Genomic DNA, 19,875 nt, shown 5'->3' on the forward strand with positions numbered 1-19,875 from the left:
CGTTTTACCCGCCGTGCGTCGCCCAGCTCGGCCTCCGCGAAATGCAGGCTGGCCCATTGAACCGGATCCTCGGGATGCAGTTCCATCGTCTCGAACCATACAGGGTTGAGATGTGGGTAATGACAAGGGCTTTAGCCGTGGGGTGGTTTACGAGAAAGCGGCCAATAGCCGGGCCGACTGCCTGCACAAGCTCTCTACCGATCTGGTGCGCCGCTTCGACACCCTCTGCCTGGAAGACCTGAACGTCAAGGGCATGATGGCCAACGACAGGCTGGCCAGGCACGTCGGGCAGAGCGGCTGGGCCATGTTCGGCGCGATGCTGGCGTACAAGGCCGAGTGGAACGGCAAGCACGTCCGTACCATCGGGCGCTTCGAGCCCTCCTCGCGGCTGTGCTACTGCGGCTACTACAACCACGCCCTGACCCCCTCTGACCGGGAGTGGGACTGCCCGGAATGCGGCCGCCAGCACGTCCCGGTCGTGCTGGCGGCCAACAACATCAGGCGTTTTGCCTATCGCAAACCCAATACAGGGCGGGACACGCCCGGTGAGCCTGTGGAGGTGTCGGCATGAGCCGGGCCGGTGAAGCAGGAAGTCCTCGCGGTGACGCGGGGAATCCCACGGATTTAGCCGTGGGAGGATGTCAAACAGGCCTCATCTGGTCTGATCCGGTTGAAAGCACCATCCCCGTTGCATATAATCACAGCGCATCAGTCAACGCCAGCCGGGTCCGGGGGTTCTCCAGTCCTTAAATGTTGTGCCCGGGTGCTCCTGTACCGTGTTGGCTTTGATGCTACGACCAAGGAGGGTTCATGAACCGTCGTGAAATGCTCAAGAAAGCGGGCGTGGCGGTGGCGGCCAGCACCGTGTTCGGGCCGGTCTACGCGCAGACGGCACCCACCATCCGCTGGCGCCTGGCCAGCAGCTTCCCCAAGAGCCTCGACACCATCTTCGGGGCGGCCGACATCCTGGCCGAACGTGTGAGGGACCTCACCGGCGGCAAGTTCCAGATCCGCACCTTCCCCGCGGGCGAGATCGTGCCGGGCCTGCAGGTGCTCGACGGGGTGCAGCAAGGCACGGTCGAGGTGGGCCACACCGCGATGTACTACTACGTGGGCAAGAGCCTGACCATGGCCTTCGACACCTCGCTGCCCTTCGGCCTCAACGCCCGCCAGCAGAACGCCTGGCTCTACTACGGCGGCGGCGTGGAGGCCATGCGCGAATTCCTGGCCGACTTCAGCGTGATCAACTTCCCCGGCGGCAACACCGGCGCGCAGATGGGCGGCTGGTGGCGCAAGGAGGTCAACACCCTCGCCGACCTCAAGGGCATCAAGATGCGCATCCCCGGCATCGGCGGCCAGGTGTGGAGCCGGCTGGGCGTGGTGCCCCAGGCGATCGCCGGCGGCGAGATCTACCCGGCGCTCGAGCGCGGCACCGTGGACTCGGCGGAGTGGGTGGGCCCCTACGACGACGAGAAGCTCGGCTTCTACAAGGTGGCCAAGTTCTACTACTACCCCGGCTGGTGGGAGCCCGGCCCCGGGCTGTCGTTCATCGTCAACCTCAACGAGTGGAAGAAGCTGCCCAAGGACTACCAGCTCGCCTTCGAGGCCGCGGCGGCCGAGGCCAACGTCCACATGATGGCCAAGTACGACGCGCAGAACCCGCCCGCCCTGCAGCGCCTGCTCAAAGGCGGGGTCAAGCTGCGCAAGTTCTCCAACGAGATCCTCAAGGCCGCCCAGAAGGCTGCCTTCGAGATCTACGAGGAGGAGTCCGCCAAGAACGCCTCGTTCAAGAAGATCTACACCCCCTGGAAGAAGTTCCGCGACGAGAGCTACCGCGTGATGGCGGTGCACGAGCTCGGCTACGAGCAGTTCGCCTTCCCGAGCGTCTGAGAGCGGTCCGCGTGGATACCCCGCCCTCCGGCGGGGTATTTCGACGTGGGTCACCGAAGGCTACGGCCGGCGATTTAAGCTCCCCCCGCCCGCGGGCGGGGGAGCTGGAAGGGGGTGGCTCGAGGCCGCTCCCGCCGGAACCCTACTTGCTCAGCCAGTTCGTCACCAGCCAGGGGTTGAAGATGACGATGAGCACCATGATGACCTGGATCAGCACGTAGGGCACCGCGCCCCAGTAGATGTCCACCGTCTTCAGGCTCGCCGGGGCCACGCTGCGCAGGTAGAAGAGGGCGAAGCCGAAGGGCGGGTGCATGAAGGAGGTCTGGAGGTTGATGCCCAGCATCACCCCGAACCAGTAGAGGTTGATGCCCAAGTCGGCGGCGGCGGGGCCGATGAGGGGGATGAGGATGAAGGCGATCTCGAAGTAGTCGAGGAAGAAGGCGATGAGGAAGATCAGCAGGTTGACCACCAGCAAGAAGCCCAGCTCCCCGCCCGGCAGCGCCTTCAATAGCCCCTGCACCCACAAGTCGCCGTCCACGCCCACGAACACCAGGCTGAAGATGCGCGAGCCCACCAGGATGAAGGCCACGAAGGAGGTCAGGCGGGCCGTGGCCTCCATGGCCGACAGCAGCACCCTGCCGCTGAGCCGGCGCTTGACCAGCGCCAGCAGCAGCGCCCCCACCGCGCCCATCGCCCCGCCCTCGGTGGGGGTGGCGATGCCCAGGAAGATGGTGCCCAGCACCAAAAAGATCAGCACCATCGGGGGCACCAGCGCCACCATGGCCCGCCGGGCCAGCACCTCGCCGATCGAGCGCCGGATCCAGAGGATGAGCGCGTTGGCGAGCACGATCAGGCCGATGGTCGTCGGGTCGGCCTTGCCCGTGAACAGCACGTCGAGCACCACCACCAGCACGGTGAACAGCCCGTGCTGGATCAGCTGGGGGGCCCACGGCTGGTTGCGGCCGCGGCGCTCGAGGATGTCCGGGGGCAGGGCCGGGGCCCAGCCCGGGCGGAAGATGCTCACCCCGATGATGTAGAGGATGTACAGCCCAGTGAGGATGAACCCGGGGACGAAGGCCCCGCGGTACATGTCGCCCACGCTCACGCCGAGCTGGTCGGCCATGATGATGAGCACCAGGCTCGGCGGGATGATCTGCGCCAGCGTGCCCGAGGCCGCGATGGTGCCCGCGGCGACGCGGGGCGAGTAGCCGTAGCGCAGCATCACCGGCAGCGAGATCAGGCCCATCGCGATCACCGAGGCCGCCACCACGCCGGTCGTCGCGGCCAGCATGGCCCCCACGATGATCACCGCGTAGGCCAGCCCCCCCCGCAGCCGCCCGAAGAGCTGCCCCATGGTGTCGAGCAGGTCCTCGGCCATGCCGCTGCGCTCGAGGATCAGCCCCATGAAGGTGAAGAAGGGGATCGCCAGCAGGGTCTGGTTCTTCATGGTGTCGAAGATGCGCAGCGGGATGTTCTGCAGGAACACCGGCTCGATGAAGTCGAGCCGGACCCCGATCCAGCCGAACAGCAGCCCCGCCGCGCCCAGCGAGAAGGCCACCGGGTACCCCAGCAACAAGAACACGACGAGCCCCATGAACATCAGCGGGGCCATGACCTCAAAGGACATCAGTTGCCCTCCTTCTTAGGCTCCACGTTCTCGACGACCGCCTCCTTGATCTCGGCGATCTCCTCCTCGACCTCGCTGACGTACTCGGTCATGGGGAGGTGCCCGCTGAGCATGGCCATGCGCTTGATCACCTCGGAGACGGCCTGAAGCATCAGCAGGAAGATGCCCAGCGGCAGCACCAGCTTGATGGGCCAGTAGGGCAGCCCGCCCGCGTCGGGGGACATCTCCCGGATGTTGAAAGAGTTCATCGCCCAGGGCCAGGTGGTCATCAGGATGACGACGCAGGTGGGGATGAGGAACAGCAGCGCGCCCAGCATGTCCACCCACACCTGCACCCGGGGCGGGTACTTGCTGTAGAGCACGTCCACGCGCACGTGGCCGTTCTTCTGCAGGGTGTAGCTCGCCCCCAGCAGGAAGATGGCGGCGAACATGAACCACTGCAGCTCGAGCCAGGTGTTCGAGCTGCTGTTGAGCGCGTAACGGACAATGGCGTTCCCCGCGGCCACCAGCACGGAGAGCAGCACCATCCAGATCACCACGCGGTTCACCCCGGCGTTCAAGCCATCGATGAAGCGCGACAAGCCAAGAAGTGCCTTCACAGGTGCCTCCCTATATGTTTCGTTGCCCTCGCCATCGTATTTGGCGTGCACGGCTACGTCAACGGCTCAGGCTGTTCGGCCGGACCCATCATAGGCACCCGGTCCCGCCTGTCCACCGTGGCCGGATGGAATATCTACACCAGATCAGGGCATATTTATGCCCGGCCTTCGCGCGTAAACGACGTTCAGGGGCCTGTAGGGCCGCTTTGGATGTACCGAGTTCAAACTCAGCGCGCGGCCCGGATGCGGCTCACCAGCCAGGTCCCCAGCACGAAGCACAGCGCGGCCAGCAGGAACAAGAAGGTGTAGCCGCTGTTGGGCGCCTGGGCGTTGAGCCGCTCGAGCGTCCCCCCCAGCGCCCCGGCCGCCACCTGCGGCAGCACGATGGAGATCTGCCACAAGCCCATGTCGGTGGCGTGGGAGCGCGGGTCGCGCAGCACGTCGGAGACCAGCGCCCAGTCCACCGCCACGTAGGCCCCGTAGAACACCCCGAAGGCCACCGAGAGCACCAGCAGCAGGTCGTAGCGGGGCAGCAGCAGGATCAGCAGCATCGCCGCGGCCATCCCCGCCCCCGCGAGGTAGATCACCCGCTTGCGCCCCTGCCGGTCGGAGGCCCTCCCCGCCGGGATCGCCGAGGCAGCCGCCCCCAGCGCGATCAGCAGCCCCAGGAAGGCCACCGCCTGGAAGGGCTCGCCGGCGAAGACCCGGCCGAAGGCCTCGAAGCTGCGCACGACGTCCTCGAGGTAGAACTGCAGGTAGCTCTGCACCGCGAACACCGCCAGCATCACCAGGAAGCGCGTGCCCCACACCCACCGGAAGTCGGGGTTGCCCCACGGCGAAAGCAGGCTCGACGCCAGCCCGTGGGGGTTGGGCTTGAGCCCCGGCACCTCGCCGACGTTGCGGATCACCAGCGCGGCGGCCGCGAGGCTCACCAGGGCGATGGCGAAGAGCTGCCACTGCAGGTTGAACACCAAGAAGCCCACCACCCCCGCCACCAACTGCGCCGACACCTGGAGCGCGCCCATCCAGCCCGAGGCCACGCCGCGCCTCGAGCGGGCGACGAGGTCGGGGATGAGGGCCGAGTAGGGGCCGGTGGAGAGGTCGTCGGAGAGCTGGAGCAGCACGTAGGCCAGCAGCAGGTGGGTGTAGCTGGGCGCGTAGGCCATCCAGACCAACGCCACCGCCGTCAGCACCGCGCCGATGCCCAAGAAGGGCATGCGGCGGCCCACGCGGTCGGAGAGGTAGCCGAAGAGGGGCGGCCCCACCAGGGCCAGCACGACGGTGATGCCGTAGATCAACCCCAACCGCGCCGCCCGCTCCCCCTCGGGGACCAGGCGGTCTACGAGCGCCGGGAGCAATACGAGGGGAATCAGGAACCACTTGAAGCTGGCGGCGAACCAGTAGGAGGAGAGGGTCGCGAACCAGGGCGTGGTGTTGGGGGTCATTTGAGGTCCAGTATACGGGCCTCGAGCGGCGGCCGGGCGGGCCCCCCCGGCCTAAGTTGACACTCCCCACCCCCTGTGCTACCCTATTGGACGCGTTTGGGCGCGTAGCTCAGTTGGATAGAGCGACTGACTACGGATCAGTAGGTCGTGGGTTCGAATCCTGCCGCGCCCGCCAAGCGCTCCGCCGAAGCCGCCGGGTCAACAGCCCGGCGGCTTTCCTTTGCGGGGCGATCCGCCGGGCACCCCGGCTCCTGGAGGCCGGCCTCGAGGGCGCCCACCACGGCCGGCCGGACCGGCTGCCAGCGCACTTCGCCTCACGGCGGCGCGGGGGAAGTGCGGTATATTGCTCGCGACATGGCTCAACGTACCGCTATCCCGTATAGCGGAGCTCGGAGGACCCGCCGGAGGAGTTGGGCGGGGGTTGGGTTCCTGGCTCCGGCGCTGCTCCTGATCGGCCTGTTCACCGTCTACCCCGCCTTCAGCGCCCTGTGGCTGTCGCTGCACACCGAGGCACCCTTCTCCGGGGAGTCCGTCTGGGTCGGGGTGGGGAATTACGAGGACCTGCTCAAGGACCGCGAATTCCACAGCAGCCTGCTGACGACGTTGTACTTCACCCTGCTCACCGTGCCCGTCTCCATCGCCGGGGGGCTGCTGTCGGCGGTGCTGCTGCACCGCAGCCTGCCGGGGATCCGGGTGTACCGGGTGCTGCTGTTTTTGCCGGTGGCCGTGCCCACCGCGACGGCGGCCATCGCCTGGCGCTGGCTGTACCACCCCAGCGTGGGCTACATCAACTACGCCCTCGGCTCGCTGGGCCTGCCCCCGGTCTCCTGGCTGCAAGACCCCAGCATCGCGCTGGCCGCGCTGGCGATGGCGGTGGCCTGGCAGAACCTCGGGCTCAACGCCATCCTGCTGCTGGCCGGGCTGCAGAGCGTCCCGGAAGAGCTCATCGAGGCGGCCCGCCTGGACGGGGCCTCGCCCGTGCGCATCTTCCGCAGCATCACCCTGCCGCTGCTGACCCCCACGCTCTACTTCGCCTCCATCGTGGGGGTGATCCACGCCATGACCACCTTCGGACCCATCCACCTGCTCACCCAAGGCGGCCCGGCCAGCGCGACGCAGGTGGCGGTCTACCGCATCTACACCGAGGGCTTCATCAACTTCCGCTTCGGCTACGCCACCGCCCAGGCGGTGATCCTGTTCGTCGTCATCCTGGGCTTCACCATCCTGCAGAGCCGCCTCGAGCGCCGCGTGCACTACCAGTGAGGTCGCCATGAACCCGAGAACCTCGTCGCTCAACCGCAAGCGCATCGGGTGGGGGGAGTTGTTCTGGTCCTACCTGGGCCTGACCCTGCTGTCGCTGGTGGTGGTCTTCCCCATCCTGGTGCTGCTGTCCGCCTCGCTCAAGCCGGCGGGGGACGTCTTCGAGTACCCGCCCCGGCTGTGGCCCCGGACCTTCTCGCTGGAGAACTACCAGGGCGCGCTGGAGAAGGCGCCCCTGCTGCGCTACTTGTGGAACACGCTGCTGGTGTCGGTGGGGGTCACGTTGGGGCAGCTCGTGACCTCGGCGCTGGCGGCCTTCAGCTTCGCCCGGCTCAACTTCCCGGCCAAGCGCGCGCTGTTCGTCGCGGTGCTCGCCACCTACATGGTGCCCTGGGAGCTCACGCTCATCCCCAACTACCTCACCATCTCCAACTTCAAGCTGCTCGACAGCTACTGGGGCCTGGTTCTTCCCTTCCTGGCCGGGGCCTTCGGCATCTTCCTGCTGCGGCAGAGCTTCATGCAGATCGCCGAGGAGTACTTCGACGCGGCCAAGATGGACGGCGCGACGCCCCTGCAGCAGTTGCGCTACGTGGCCCTGCCCTTAGCCCGCCCGGCCATCGCCTCGCTGGCGCTGCTGACGTTCCTCAACACCTGGAACATGTACCTCTGGCCGCTGATCGTCACCAACGAGCCCACCTGGCGCACCGCCCAGATCGGGCTGCGCTTCTTCCTCGTTGACCAGGAGGGCTCGAACTACGGCTTCGTGGCGGCGGGGGCGATCCTGGTGCTCGCGCCCACCCTCATCGCCTTCGTGCTGCTCGAGCGGGCCTTCGTGCGGGGGATCTCGCTGGGCGGGGTCAAGGGCTGAGGCTGACGGGGCGCTGACGAAGGGGGCCGATCCTTGTTAGGATGGATGGGTCCGAAGATAGGAGGCTGTATGAAGGGCAAACCTGTGGTGGTCGGCCTGGGCATCCTGGCGATGAGCGTGGGGCTCGCGCAGGTCAAGATTAACTTCTGGCATTCGATGGGCGGGGTCAACGGCGAGGCCACCGAGGCGATCGTCAAGGGCTTCAACGCCGCGCAGAAGGAGTGCCAGGTCACCTCGACCTACGTGGGCTCCTACGACGACGGGCTGACCAAGCTGCAGGCCGCGTTGCGCGCCAAGAACCCGCCCCACGTCCAGCAGATCTACGACCTCGGCCTTCAGGGGATCGCCGAGTCGGGGCAGGTCATCCCCATCTCCGAGCTCGCCAAGCGCGACAAGTACGACCTCTCGGGCATCCTCTTCCCGCTGGCGCGCTACTACAACCTCGACGGCAAGTACTACGGCGCGCCCTTCAACGCCTCGACGGCCGAGCTGTACTACAACGTCGATGCCTTCAAGGCCGCCGGGCTCACCCGCGCGCCCCGGACCTTCGAGGAGTTCGTGGAGTACGCCCGCAAGCTCACCAAGAAGGACGCCAGCGGCAACGTGGTGCAGTACGGCGCGAGCATCCGCGTCTACGGCTGGTTCATCGAGCAGCTCATCTACAACCAGGGCGGCTACGTGGTCAACAACGAGAACGGGCGCACCAAGCGGGCCACGGCGGTGGAGTACAACGGCCCCGCCGGGGTGCGGGCGGTGAAGTGGATCGTGGACATGACCCGCGAGGGCATCAACGTCAACGTCGGGCGGGACGGGGCCGCGCAGCGCCAGGCCTTCACCTCGGGCAAGGCCGCCATGTTCATCGAGTCCACGGCCGCCCTCGGCGCGGTGACCCGCGAGGTCGGGGGGCGCTTCCAGTTCCGCACCACCTCCCTGCCCCGCCCGGCCGGGACCAAGGGCGGCACGGCGATCGGCGGGGCGGCGCTCTACGTCTTCCGCGGGCACCCCGACAACGAGACCACCTGCGCGTGGAACTTCGTCAAGTACGCGATCTCGCCGGAGGTGCAGTTCGAGTGGCACAAGGCCACGGGCTACTACCCCGTGACCCGGGCCACCCTCGAGCTCCCCCAGACCAAGGCCTACTGGAAGGCCAACCCCAACGCCAAGACCCCCATCGACATCATCCTCTCCAGCCCGCCCAACAAGTCCAGCCAGGGCGCGGTGGCCGGGGTGATGCCGCAGATCCGCCAGCACATCGAGGAGGCCATGGAGCTCGCCATCGCGGGCAAGGCCACCGTCGAGGAAGCCCTCAACGCCGCGGCGGCCAAGTCCAACGAGGCCCTCGCGCGCTACAACGCCACCGTGCGGTAGGGGGACGAGAAGCCGCCGACGCGTTCAGGAATGAGGCCGCCGGGACACCCGCCCGGCGGCCCGTGCTCGTGGCCCCGACGCCGGCGAGGGGGCGGTCGCCGGGGGCTGGGGCGCTCAAGCCCTCCCCGCCGGCAGGGCAGGCAAAAGGGAAAGGGCGAACCGTGGGCTCGCCCTCGCGAGAATTTCCCAACCAAGCGCCGGTCCGGTCAGGTTAGAGCTGCTCGAGCGGCCAGGAGCGCACCTCGAGCGCCCGGTCCTGGCCGGGCTCGAGGACCACCTCGAAGCGGATGGTGTACCAGTCGCCCTCGTCCATGCGCACCATGGCGGTGCCCGAGAACACGTCCTGCCCGTGCCCCTCCAGGCGCGCCGGGGCGATCTGCACCGCCTCGCTGCCCCACTCGCGCGCGAGCTCGGCCTGCAGCGCCATCAGCGCCACCTGGGCCCGCTCGCCCTGGATGCTCTCCTGCATGAGCCCGCCCGGCCGGATAAAGGCCGGCGACTGGCGCGGGCTCCAGAAGCCGAAGGCGACAACCCCGCACGCCAGCGTCAGGGCAAGGGTGAAAAGCCATTTGCGACCCGGCATACGCTCCCTCCGTTCCCGCCTGAGGCTAGGGCCCCAGCTTGAACCCCCCCGGAGGGCCGGCTGAGGGCCGCTTGAGGAGGCCGCCCCTCAGCCCCCCTGCAGCCCGGACTCAGCCGCCGGCGTCAAGGTGAGGGGGATGGCACGCAAGGGCCTGAAGGGCAAGGTGGTGGTGGTGACGGGGGCCTCCAGCGGCAACGGCCGGGCCATCGCGCTGCACTGCGCCGACCGGGGCGCCAGGCTGGTGCTCGCCGCGCGCACCCTCGAGCCCCTGCTGCAGGTGCAGGAGGAGGTCGAGGCGCTGGGCGGCGAGGCCTTCTGCGTCCCCACCGACGTCACCGAGCGGGCCGAGGTGCAGGAGCTGGTGATGGCGGCGGTGCAGCGCTACGGCCGCATCGACGCCTGGGTCAACAACGCGGGCGGGGCCTTCTTCGGCTCGCTCGAGGCCAGCACCCCCGCGCTCATGGACTGGCTGCTGCGGCTCAACGTCCACAGCGTGGTCCACGGCACCCAGAGCGTGCTGCCGCAGTTCCGCCTGCAGGGGCACGGCCACCTGGTCAACATCGGCTCGGTGGCCGGGCGGGTGGCCTTCCCCTACATGGGCTTCTACAGCGCCACCAAGGCCTTCGTGGGGGCCTACACCCAGGCCCTGCGCGAGGAGATGCTGGCCGAGGGCCTGGGCGTGAGGGTGAGCCTGGTGATGCCCACCGCCGTGCGCACCCCCTTCTTCGACAAGGCCCCCAACCTCAGCGAGAAGCGCCTGGGGGCCTACCTGGCGGGGCCGGTGCTCGAGGCCACCCAGGTCGGGCGCGCGGTGGCCGACTGCCTCGAGCGCTACCGCCCGGTGGTGCTGCCCTACCGACCCGCCAAGGGCCTGCTGGTGCTGCAAAGCCTCTTCCCCGCCCTGATGGACCGCCTGATGCCCGAGTTCCGCTCCGACCGGCCCGAGGGGATGGGCACCCGCAAGGCCCCCGGCAGCGGCGCCGACGAACGCCCCATCCCCCCCTTCGTGGTCCGGGGCCGCCTCACCGACCAAGCTCCCCGCCGCCCCTGGCTGGCCCGGCGCCGGCAGTAGCGCCCACCCGCAGCGGCTCGATGCCCTCCAGCGGCGCGTCGAAGAGGCCGGGCTGCTCCTCGAGGCGGAACAGGCGCTCGAAGTCCTCGTCGCCGAAGGCCTTGCGCAGGCGCTCGGCGTAGGACTCGCGCAGCAGGCGCACGTAGTGGCCCACGTCGTAGTCGCGCGGGGCGGCTTCGGGGTCTTCGGGCAGCAGCCGCCAGACCCCGCCCGCCGCGCGGTAGATGCGCACGCGCTCCCCCACCGCCCACCGCGACCGGCCCGAGGCCAGCAGCGCCTCGTACACGGCCTCGCTGCGCCCGGCCTGGGCGTACTGCTCGGGGGTCTTGCTCAGCTTGGCCCGCGCGGCGACCTCCTCCAGGCCGTACCCGCGCCGCTGCAGGCGCCGGACGGCCTCTAAGAAGCCCTCGCGCAGGCCCGCCACGTCGCCCTCGAGCAGCGAGCGCAGCGCCCGCCGCAGCCACTCCTCGGCGAAGGGCTCGGAGCGGCTGGAGCGCAGGGCCCCCCCGCGCACCGTGAGGCGGCCGTCGTAGCCCAGCAGCGCGTAGTTCTTGACCTCGTGGCTGAACATGGCCCGGTAGCGGCCGTCGAGCTCCAGCCGCAGGCCCGCGGGCAGCGTGGCGGCCACCTCGGCCACTAAGGCCCGCTCCCGGGCCTCGTCCCAGCCCTCGGGCACGCTGAAGTACACCCCGTCGGTGTCGGCCTCGATTAAGGTGGCCCCCCGCGCGCGCAGCCCCTCGCACACCTGCCGAAGCACCTCGCGGCCCCGGCGGGTGATGGCGTCGGCGGCGGCGCGGTCGGCGAACCAGGCCAGCCGCCCGGCGCCCAGGTAGCCATACGCCGAGTTGATCAGGAGCTTCATGGCCGCCTGCATGGCCTCGTGCTCGCCCTGCTCGAGCGAGCCCTTGGGCAGGCGCTGGGCCTGCCGCTTGTGCTCCAGGCGCAGCCCGGTGAGCCGGTCCACGAGGTGCACGAAGGCCCCCAGGTAGTCGCAGGCCGGGCCGATGCCGTAGGTGCGGATGAGCGAGGGGTAGAGGCTGGCGACGTCGGCCTTGACCACCCGCTCGGCCACGCCGGTGGCGAAGAGGGCCAGCCCGCCGCCCGCGTGGGGCTCGCCCGGGGGCCCCTCCCGCGAGCAGGGCAGCGCGGCTTCGGCCTGGAGGTAGGCCCGCACCAGCATCGGCTCGAGGATGCCGGTGGCGGTGCCCGCGCAGGCCACCCGCTCGTAGCGGCGCGGGGCCATGCGGGCGAGCGCGAAGGCCGAGGCGTGCAGCCGCCGGGCGATGGCGTCCACCTCGCGCACGTCCTGCAGGGCGTAGCGCCGCACCTGCTCGGGGTCGGCGCGATAGGTCGCGTAGACGGCGTGGCCCTCGAGGTACACCCGCCCCTCCTCGGCCACGCCGAAGAAGCGGGCCACGTCCTTGAGCCCGTGGCTGGGCAGGGCCCGCACCACGAAGTCCACGCGCCAGGTGGCGTCGAGGGTGTCGAGCATCTCGCGGCCCGCCACGCTGTAGCGCGCGTTGCGGCCCTCCCCCAGCCGCGCCAGCCCGGCCGGGCCCGGCGCGCGGCCGAGCTCGAGCCGCAGCCCCAGCGCCCGGGCGCGCCCCTCCAAAAAGGGCAGGTCGAAGCCCATGAGGTTGTGGTTCTCGATCACGTCGGGGTCGCGCTCGCGGACCAGGGCGCACAGCGCCTCGAGCAGGCGGGGCTCGTCCTCGGGGCGGGGGGCCTCGAGGACCTGCTCGAAGCCCTGCGAGTCGCGCACCGCGGCCATGAAGACGCGGCCCTGGCGGGGGTCGAGGGCGGTGGTCTCGAGGTCGAACTGCAACCGGTGCAGCCGGGCGAAGGGCAGGTCGCGGAAGTAGGTGCGGCCCGTCTGCATGAGGTACTGCTCGACCGGGCCCACCCGGTAGTAGTCGTCGAGGGCCTCGAGGTCGCTCACCTCCCGGCCCAGGCGGCGGCTGGCCCCCTCCAGCAGGGCCCGCTCGAGCGCCCGCCCGTCGCGCGCGCTCACCAGGTAGCGCAGCGACCCCTCGGGGCCCTCCAGCTCGCGGTAGCTGAAGGGGGCCTGGGGGTCGCCCGGGCGCAGCCTGCGGCCTAGGTGGGCGAGGTCGTCGAGGTGGGCCGCGTAGAGCCAGGGGCGGAAGCGGGCCCGCTCGCAGACCACGCCCTCCCCGGCGCGGCGCCAGACCAGCGCCCGCCCCTCGCGGTCGGCCCAGACGCTGACGATGGCGGGCGTGGGGTCCCAGCCGAAGAGCCAGGGGTCGGCGCCGGTGTCCACGTAAAACAGGCTATCACTTCCGCTGTGGCCGAAAGCTGAGCGGGGGAGGCTGCCCTCCCCCGCTCGAGCCCGCGGTTCGCTCAGGGGCTGCTGAGGCTGACGCTGTAGCTTCCGGTGGCGTCGTCGGTGCCGTCCACCTCGACGAGATAGGTGCCGTCGCCGCCGGTGGGGATGGTGAAGCTGTGGCTGCCGAAGGGCTTGGGCGGGTCGAAGGGCGGGATGCCGGCGCCGGCGGTGTAGTCGCCGTTGGGGGGCAGTTTGTAGACCCGCACCGTGCCGCCGAAGCCGCCGCTGACGCTCACGGTGAAGTTCTGGCCGGCGCTGGCGGTGAAGCGGTAGTAGTCGCGCTCGCCCGCGGCGTCGATGCTGCCGCCCACCGCGGGGCCGCCGGCGGCGACGTCGGTGGGGGGCTCGAGCGTGACCAGGCGCGCGGTGAAGCCCACCGTGCCGGCGTTGTTGGTGTTGAGCAGGGTGAGGGTGTTGGGCCCGGCCCGCAACAGGCCCTTGGCCTCCTGGCCGGAGCCGCCGTTGCTGGCGGTGAACTCCCCGGTGTAGTTGCTGAAGGGCGTGCTCGGCCCCCACACGGTGGCGTACACGCAGCAAGCAGCCGAGCCGAACACGGCGCGCAGCAGGTAACGCCCCTCGGCGGGCACGTCGAAGCGGTAGGCCGCCATCTGCCCCAAGGCCAGGCTGCCCGTGAGCGCGGCGTCGAAGGCGGCCGCCTGCGGCAGGGGCTTGACCACGCCCACCGTGAGCGCCCCGCCCAGGCGCTCGAGGTAACGCTCGGTGGAGTAGAGCTCGAGGGTGTACGCCCCGGCGGTGCGCACGTAGATGCCGTTGCTCACCTTGGTCTGGGCCCCGCCGCCGGAGTCGATCGTAACGAAGGCGTTGTGCACGCCGTTGGCCGGCCCGCTCACCAGGGCGGTGGCGTAGGAGGTCTGGGCGGTGGCGAGCTTGAGGGCGAACACCTCGGCCTGGGCCAGGTCCGGGCTGAGGCTGTAGCGCCTGCGCTCGCCCAGGGCCAGCGGGGTGCTCACCTCGGTCAGCGGGCTTTGCAGGGCCAGGGGTGCGGGGGGCTTGGCGAGGTTGAGGCGCAGGGTGTAATTCCCTGAACCGGAGAAGCTGCTGCTCACCACCACCCCGTAGGTCCCGCTCTTGGGCAGGGCCACGATGCCCGACTGGGCGCTGCTGACCGCGGCGCCGTTGGGGCCGACGAGCCTGAAGCCCGGGAAGAAGTTGGAGGTGCTCTGCGAGTAGGCGATGCCCAGGCTCACCTCCTGCCCCTCGCTGCCCTCGAAGGCGTAGACGTCGAGCTTGCCGGCCTGTAGGGTGGCGTTGACGTCGGTGTCGAAGGCGATGGGGGCGGGGTTGGCGGTGGCGAGGGTGAACTGCGAGGTGCCCGAGCCGTTGTTGCGGAAGACCTCGAGCACCATCCGGGCCGAGGGCGGGGTTTTCTGCACGAAGGCCTCGGTGGAGGGCTGCGAGCAGGAGGAGCAACCGGCGTAGATGAAGGCCCCCGAAGGGTAGGCCGCCACCCCGTGCTGGCCGTTCTGCGCGGTGAGGGCGAGGCTCACCGGGCTCTCCGGAGGGGCGTCGAGCAGGTAGCGCTTGGGGCTCCCGGTGGTCAGGCCGCTGAGGGTGCGGAGGTCGGGCAGGCCGATCACCTCGGGGGTGCTCTTGCCGGCGGTGAGCCGGAAGGTGCCGCTGGAGGCGTTGGAGAGGACCACCTCGAGCCGGTGCTCCCCGCCCTGGGCCGCGCCGAAGAGCAGCAGGCCCGCGCCAAAGCCCTGGCCGAAGGCGTCCTCGAAGATCTTCTGCCCGTCGGGGGCAAAGGCCCGGAACACGCCCTGCACGCCGCCGGGGGTGAAGCTGGGCAGCTTGGCCTCGAGCACCTCGCCCTCGCCGAGCGCCACCTTGAAGCACTGCACGGTGGAGGAGGCGTCGTAGTTGTAGGTCTGGTCGTGGGGCAGGCTGAGGGCGGCGGGGTTGGCGCAGGTGGTGCCGCCGAGCGGGCGCAGCTCGAGGCGGTAGCCGCCGGGCGCGTTGGCCCCGGCCTGGACCTCGATGCGGTGCTGGCCCGCCGTGGCGTTGGCGACCACCACCGAGCCCACCTGGGCGCCGAAGCTGGCCTGGTCGGGGGGGCCGCCCGGCTTGACCACCCTCACCGTCCCGCTCAGCGTGGAGCCGGTGCCGCGGCTGACGCGCACCTCGAAGCTCTGCCCGGCCGCCGCGCCGAGGTCGAAGCACTGGGTCTCCCCCACCCGGGCGAAGCTGTAGACCTTGTCGTGCGGCACGCCGAGCGCGGGCGGGGCGTCGCAGGAGCCCCCGTTGCCCACCGGGTAGAGCACGACGGTGACCTCCTCCTCCTTGCCGGCCGGGCCGCGCAGCACGGTGAGGCCGGCGAGGGTGCCGTTCTTGGCGTAGGAGCGGAAGGTGATGTCCATGTCGGCAGGGATCGGCAGCACCTTGCCCCCCTCCGCCGGGGTGGTGTCCTCGGCGGCGTAGGCGGGGATGCGCTGGGCGCTCTGCCTGCCCACGCGCGGCTTGGGGGGCTGGTCGGGGCCGGTGCCGTAGTGCCAGCAGAAGCCGGTGCCGGTGAGGTCCTCGAGCTTGCCGTCGTGGTCGGTGTCCACGAGGCACTTGGGCTTGGGCTTGTAGGGCGGCCCGTCGAAGACGTCGTGGTTCCACCAGGAGAAGTGGGTCACCTCCCCGCGCAGCGCCAGCCCGCTGGGCGAGGCGCTGCTGGCGACCACCGTGCCCTCGCCCTCCTGCACCCACGTCCCGCTGTGCTCGTCGAGCGACCACAGCGGGTACTTCTCGCCCACCTGCACCGGCGAGCCGTCCTTGTCGAGCGCGGTGTAGACGGGGATCTCGACGGTGGCCTTCTGGCCGGGGGCCAGGTCGAGCCCCTGGCCGCCCTGGGAGAGGGCGAATTCCACCGTGCCGTAGCTGAGGATGATCCCCTCCTGCCCGTCGGGGCCCAGCCCTTCGAACCTGCCGGGGAAGGCCTCGACGTGGGCGCCCACGTCCACCGGGCTCAGCGCCACCTGCACCGGCCCGCTCACCGGCTGGCCGGCGGCGTCCACCAGGGCGCCGGGCGGCAGGGTGATCTTCGAACCCCCCTCCCCGCTCAGGCTGCCGCCCTTGGCCGCGTCGGGGAGGGTCTGGGCGGGCGCGCGGGGCATGAGGGTGGCCTCGAGGTAGCCCGCCTCGGCGCTGGGGGGCAGCTCGAGGCGCTTGAACTGCTCGGCGTAGCCCTCCTTGGCGAAGCGGAGCACCACCGGCGCCCCCGCCCCCGTGGTCAGGCTGGCCTTGCCGTCGCCGGCGGTGGTCGCGCTGGCGCTGCCCCCCACCACCTGCACCGTCACGCCCGCCAGCACGTTTCCCCCGGTGTCGCTCACGCGCACCAGGGTGGTCACCTCCTTGCTGGGGGCGGGGCCGGGGCTCACGGTCACGGTCTTCTCGGCGCTGGCCTGGCCGCCCTTGCCGTCGGCCACGGTGAGCCGGACGGTGTAGCTGCCGGCTCTGGCGAAGCGGTGGGCGATCCGGGCGGTCCCGCCGCGCCCCCCGTCGCCGAAGTCCCAGCTGTACACCAGCGCGTCGCCGTCGGGGTCGGCGGAGGCCGCGGCGTCGAAGCTCAGCGCCTTGCCCGCCTCCACGCCGGCGGCCGATGCGTCGAAGGCGGCGGTGGGGGGCTTGTTGGGGGCCTTCCCGCCGCCCCCACAGCCCAGCAAGCCCCACAGCAGCGCCAGCAGCCCTGCCCAGTACGCGTAACGCTTCATGCGTGCCTCCGTGTCAACGCAGCTTGCCCCTGGGCTCGAGGCGCCCCACCTGCGCGAGGTGCCGGGCGAGCTCGAGGGGGGAGTCGAATTCCACGCGCCCCGAACCCTCGCGGTCCTCGAGCGTGGCGTGCCAGGGCTGCTCGGCCGTCTCGGGCCGGATGCGCAGCCGCAAACAGACTTCCTGAGGAACAGGCTCCTTCATCGCTCATCTCCCTGGGCTCGCCCCGCCGCCGTTCAGGGCACGAAGCCGATCAGGATCTGCACCTTGTCGCTCCCGCTGAGCCCCTCGGGGTCGGCCACCGTGAGGGTGAGGTCGGTGATCTTGACGCCGTTGTTGTTGAAACCGTAGTCGCTGGGTTTGAAGCAGGGGTAGGCGAAGTTCGACACCGTGCAGGTCTTGGGGGTGATGGTCTGCTCGTTGTTGAGGTACTTGATCTTCCAGACCGCGGTGTACTGGCTGCCGGGCCCGCCGCCGGGGTCGGCGACCACGCGATAAAGCAGCGCGATGTTTGCGTTGGCATCGAACTGCTCGTCCTCGTCGGGCTCGGTAATCTCCACCACCGGGGGGCCGCTGGGAGGCAGGGGCTGCACGTTGAGCGCGACGGTGGCGGTGCCCTTGGCCCCGTAGGCGTCGGTGGCGGTGAGGGTGACGGTGCGGGAGCCGGTGGTGGTGAAGGTGGCGGTGAACTGGCAGCCGGTGCCCAGGGTGTCGCCCGCGTTGCTGCTCTTCCAGGAGAGGCTGGTGCAGGGCAATTCCACCGGGAAGGCCCCGTCGCCGTCCAGTCCCTTACCCTTGAAGGTGATGCTGGAACCCACGTAGACCGAACCGGCGGGGGGCTCGAGGATCTGCGCGGTGGGGGCCTGGTTGACCCCGGTGACCTTGATCGAGGCCGAGGCGGTGAAGCCCTGCGCGTCGCGCGCGGTGGCGGTGACGGTGCGGGGGCCGGGGGAGCTGAAGTGGACGGTGAGGCTGGCCCCGCTGCCCAGCTCGCCGTCGGCGCTGGAGGTCCAGGTGACCACCGGGGTCTCCCCGTCGGGGTCGGAGGCGGCGGCGGTGTAGGTCACGCTCTGCGCGTAGGGGAAGCTGGCCCCGTCGGCGGGCGCGGTGATCTGGACGGCGGGCGGCTTGTTGGTGAAGACGGGCGCGGGGTCGGCGAGGGAGAAGACCGTGATGTTCTTGAAGTAGTCCTCGGCCCAGTCAACCGGGATGTACACCAGCCCGCCGTCGCCGTAGCACTGCCCCCAGGAGTTCTTGAGGATGAAGTAGCCCCCGCCTCCCCCCATGGGCGCGCCCGGCAGCTTGGCCTGGATCTTGCTGTTGGAGAGGTAACCCACCAGGTGGATGGCGTGCCCGCCCAGCACCTCGTCGTCGTAGTCCACCAGGAAGCCGTCGGCGTCGAGCCGGTTGCCCCGCATCCCGCGCGTGACCTCCAGCGCCACCACCACCGGGCGCCCGTTGGCCAGCAGGGAGCGGATGGTGTTGAGCGGCAGGTCGTCGCCGTTCTCCCACAGCACGTAGGAGCTGCTGATCTTGTAGCCCTCGCCGTTGCTGGGGGGCTTGCTGCCGCAGTAGACGGCCCCCTCGACCTGGGTGCACAGGAACTGGCCCTGGTGGGTGGTGTCGGAGCAGCGCTCGTCGTAGCCGGTGCACGAGCCCGCGAAGTCCTCCTCCTCGTCGGCGCTGCTGCCCACGGCGCGGCCGGGGGAGGGGTTGTAGTTCCACAGGTCCTCGAAGGGCAGGCGGTAACCGCTGGTGCCGAACTCCTCGGCCACGTCGGCGGTGGGGGCGCCCTCGTCGTAGTCGTCGGCGTCCCAGGCGGTCTTGATCTTGTGGTAGAGGAACTGTTCGGAGAGGTTGACCCACCTGCCCTCGCGCACGGCCACGCGGGTCTCGGCGGCCGAGGCCAGCGCGAAGCCGGTGCACGAGCCGCGCCGGCCCTGGCTCTTGGTGCTGGTGATGAAGTACTTCAAGGGCCAGTGCAGGTTGGTGTACAGGCCGCCGGCGGTGCGGCCGCAGGCGTTGCCGGTGCGGTCTCCCCCCTCCCCGGCGCGCTCCTCGGCGCCGGGGCTGGCGGGGAAGCCGGGGGGCTGGTAGGGGTCGGCGGCCGCCCGGCCCGGACCCTGCCGCAGGACGAAGCCCGGCACGGCCTGCCGCTCGAGCGCCTCCACCTCCCCCTCGAGCTTCTGTTCCAGCGCCGCCAGCGCCGCCCGGACCTCGGCGAAGCCCTTGCCCTGCAGCGACTGGGGGGTGGGCAGCCCGGCCTTGAGGTCGTCGGGGAGGGCAGCGTAGGCCTCGGTGTACACGCCCAACTGGTTGTCCACCCGCATGAAGCGCTCGTGCGCGGCGAGCAGCTCGCGCAACTGGGCGTGCTGCCCCATGGTGATCACGCTCAGCGCCTGCCCGGAGCGGTCGGTGAAGGTGAGGAGGTAGTTGTCGCCGGGCAGCTTCTTGACGCCGGGGTCGCTGAGGTCAGGCTCCTGCAGGAAGCGGGCCAGGCTGGGCCGCTGCTGCACCAGGCTCTGGATGCTGACCTGGTCGGCCCGGAACTGGTCTTCGGCCTGCTTCTTACGGGCCTGGCGTGCAGACTGCGACTCCCAGCGGAAGTCGGGGTCCTGGGTGAGCCGCCGGAACTCCTCCGCACCCACGAGCTGCGCGGTAGGCGGCGGGGGGCCGCCGAAGGCGTTGTCGGGGGTGAAGACCTTGTCGCCCCCTCCGCCGGAGCACGCCGCCAGAATACCGATCAACCCGACCAGAAATACCTTGAACCCCATTCGGGTCATGAATATCCCCTCCTCGCCCGGTGAACCGGATTTCACCGTGGCCACAGGGTAGGAGGCGAGGCGTTGCAGCAGCGTTGCAGCAGCGCCAGGGCACCAGCAGCCCGGGTCCGGGTGTGCCGTGGGGCCTCGAGCACCCCTGTTAACCGGACTTCCTAACCTGCACATTAAGGAAAATTCCTGGGTTGAGTTTGTAGAATCAGCCTGTCATGCCGATTTACGAGGACTCTTCCAGGGAGCGGCAACCGTCGGCCCGCTCGCGTCCAAACAGGGCCGAGGAGTGGGTGTCCGCGGAGGAGTCGCATCCCCCAACCCTTTCCCGCCC

Annotated in this window: 14 protein-coding genes and 1 tRNA gene; 7 read left to right on the forward strand and 8 right to left on the reverse strand. The window is 70.2% G+C overall.

What is annotated here, in order from left to right; all coding sequences use genetic code 11:
- Nucleotides 1–112 precede the first annotated feature (112 nt).
- Nucleotides 113–571 carry an RNA-guided endonuclease InsQ/TnpB family protein gene (locus Mterra_RS08760; RefSeq protein ID WP_119314856.1) on the forward strand — a complete coding sequence of 153 codons (459 nt, stop codon included), beginning with the start codon at nucleotides 113–115 and terminating at the stop codon, nucleotides 569–571.
- A gap of 239 nt (nucleotides 572–810) precedes the next feature.
- Complete coding sequence (locus tag Mterra_RS08765) at nucleotides 811–1,890, forward strand: TRAP transporter substrate-binding protein (protein ID WP_119314857.1); 1,080 nt, start codon at nucleotides 811–813, stop codon at nucleotides 1,888–1,890.
- A gap of 142 nt (nucleotides 1,891–2,032) precedes the next feature.
- Here the strand turns inward: Mterra_RS08765 and Mterra_RS08770 are convergent, their stop codons facing one another.
- The 3 genes from Mterra_RS08770 to Mterra_RS08780 all read right to left on the reverse strand — a co-directional run bounded on the left by Mterra_RS08770 (nucleotide 2,033) and on the right by Mterra_RS08780 (nucleotide 5,561).
- Nucleotides 2,033–3,517: a TRAP transporter large permease gene (locus Mterra_RS08770; RefSeq protein ID WP_119314858.1), complete on the reverse strand. Its 1,485-nt coding sequence runs from the start codon at nucleotides 3,515–3,517 to the stop codon at nucleotides 2,033–2,035.
- Nucleotides 3,517–4,116: a TRAP transporter small permease subunit gene (locus Mterra_RS08775; RefSeq protein ID WP_119314859.1), complete on the reverse strand. Its 600-nt coding sequence runs from the start codon at nucleotides 4,114–4,116 to the stop codon at nucleotides 3,517–3,519. The genes Mterra_RS08770 and Mterra_RS08775 overlap by 1 nt, the downstream gene beginning before the upstream one ends.
- 227 nt (nucleotides 4,117–4,343) lie before the next feature.
- Nucleotides 4,344–5,561 carry an MFS transporter gene (locus Mterra_RS08780; protein WP_119314860.1) on the reverse strand — a complete coding sequence of 406 codons (1,218 nt, stop codon included), beginning with the start codon at nucleotides 5,559–5,561 and terminating at the stop codon, nucleotides 4,344–4,346.
- A 98-nt stretch (nucleotides 5,562–5,659) separates the two neighbouring features.
- Here Mterra_RS08780 and Mterra_RS08785 point away from each other — a divergent pair.
- From Mterra_RS08785 to Mterra_RS08800, 4 genes are all read left to right on the forward strand, one after another.
- Nucleotides 5,660–5,736 (forward strand) — tRNA-Arg (locus Mterra_RS08785).
- A gap of 179 nt (nucleotides 5,737–5,915) precedes the next feature.
- Nucleotides 5,916–6,824 carry a carbohydrate ABC transporter permease gene (locus tag Mterra_RS08790; RefSeq protein WP_245971576.1) on the forward strand — a complete coding sequence of 303 codons (909 nt, stop codon included), beginning with the start codon at nucleotides 5,916–5,918 and terminating at the stop codon, nucleotides 6,822–6,824.
- 7 nt (nucleotides 6,825–6,831) lie between these two features.
- Nucleotides 6,832–7,689 (forward strand): carbohydrate ABC transporter permease, encoded by an 858-nt coding sequence (locus tag Mterra_RS08795; RefSeq protein ID WP_119314861.1) that lies wholly within the window; start codon nucleotides 6,832–6,834, stop codon nucleotides 7,687–7,689.
- 69 nt (nucleotides 7,690–7,758) lie between these two features.
- The gene (locus Mterra_RS08800) at nucleotides 7,759–9,057 is read left to right on the forward strand and encodes an ABC transporter substrate-binding protein (RefSeq protein ID WP_119314862.1); all 1,299 of its coding nucleotides are present in this window, start codon (nucleotides 7,759–7,761) and stop codon (nucleotides 9,055–9,057) included.
- 211 nt (nucleotides 9,058–9,268) lie between these two features.
- Here the strand turns inward: Mterra_RS08800 and Mterra_RS08805 are convergent, their stop codons facing one another.
- Nucleotides 9,269–9,640 (reverse strand): hypothetical protein, encoded by a 372-nt coding sequence (locus tag Mterra_RS08805; protein WP_119314863.1) that lies wholly within the window; start codon nucleotides 9,638–9,640, stop codon nucleotides 9,269–9,271.
- A 136-nt stretch (nucleotides 9,641–9,776) separates the two neighbouring features.
- Here Mterra_RS08805 and Mterra_RS08810 point away from each other — a divergent pair, with 136 nt between their 5' ends.
- On the forward strand, nucleotides 9,777–10,712 hold the full coding sequence (locus Mterra_RS08810; protein ID WP_119314864.1) for an SDR family NAD(P)-dependent oxidoreductase: 936 nt from the start codon (nucleotides 9,777–9,779) through the stop codon (nucleotides 10,710–10,712).
- Here Mterra_RS08810 and Mterra_RS08815 read toward each other — a convergent pair.
- From Mterra_RS08815 to Mterra_RS08825, 4 genes are all read right to left on the reverse strand, one after another.
- Nucleotides 10,663–12,990: a DNA polymerase domain-containing protein gene (locus Mterra_RS08815; RefSeq protein WP_119314865.1), complete on the reverse strand. Its 2,328-nt coding sequence runs from the start codon at nucleotides 12,988–12,990 to the stop codon at nucleotides 10,663–10,665. The two genes, Mterra_RS08810 and Mterra_RS08815, sit on opposite strands and share 50 nt — an antisense overlap.
- An 80-nt stretch (nucleotides 12,991–13,070) precedes the next feature.
- Complete coding sequence (locus tag Mterra_RS23415; RefSeq protein WP_119314866.1) at nucleotides 13,071–16,772, reverse strand: PKD domain-containing protein; 3,702 nt, start codon at nucleotides 16,770–16,772, stop codon at nucleotides 13,071–13,073.
- A 13-nt stretch (nucleotides 16,773–16,785) separates the two neighbouring features.
- Nucleotides 16,786–16,944, reverse strand: coding sequence for a hypothetical protein (locus Mterra_RS21865; RefSeq protein ID WP_170159607.1), 159 nt, complete (start codon nucleotides 16,942–16,944; stop codon nucleotides 16,786–16,788).
- A 62-nt stretch (nucleotides 16,945–17,006) separates the two neighbouring features.
- Nucleotides 17,007–19,553 (reverse strand): C1 family peptidase, encoded by a 2,547-nt coding sequence (locus Mterra_RS08825; protein ID WP_170159608.1) that lies wholly within the window; start codon nucleotides 19,551–19,553, stop codon nucleotides 17,007–17,009.
- Between the last annotated feature and the right edge of the window lie 322 nt (nucleotides 19,554–19,875).

This window comes from Calidithermus terrae (assembly GCF_003574345.1).
GTDB lineage: Bacteria > Deinococcota > Deinococci > Deinococcales > Thermaceae > Calidithermus > Calidithermus chliarophilus.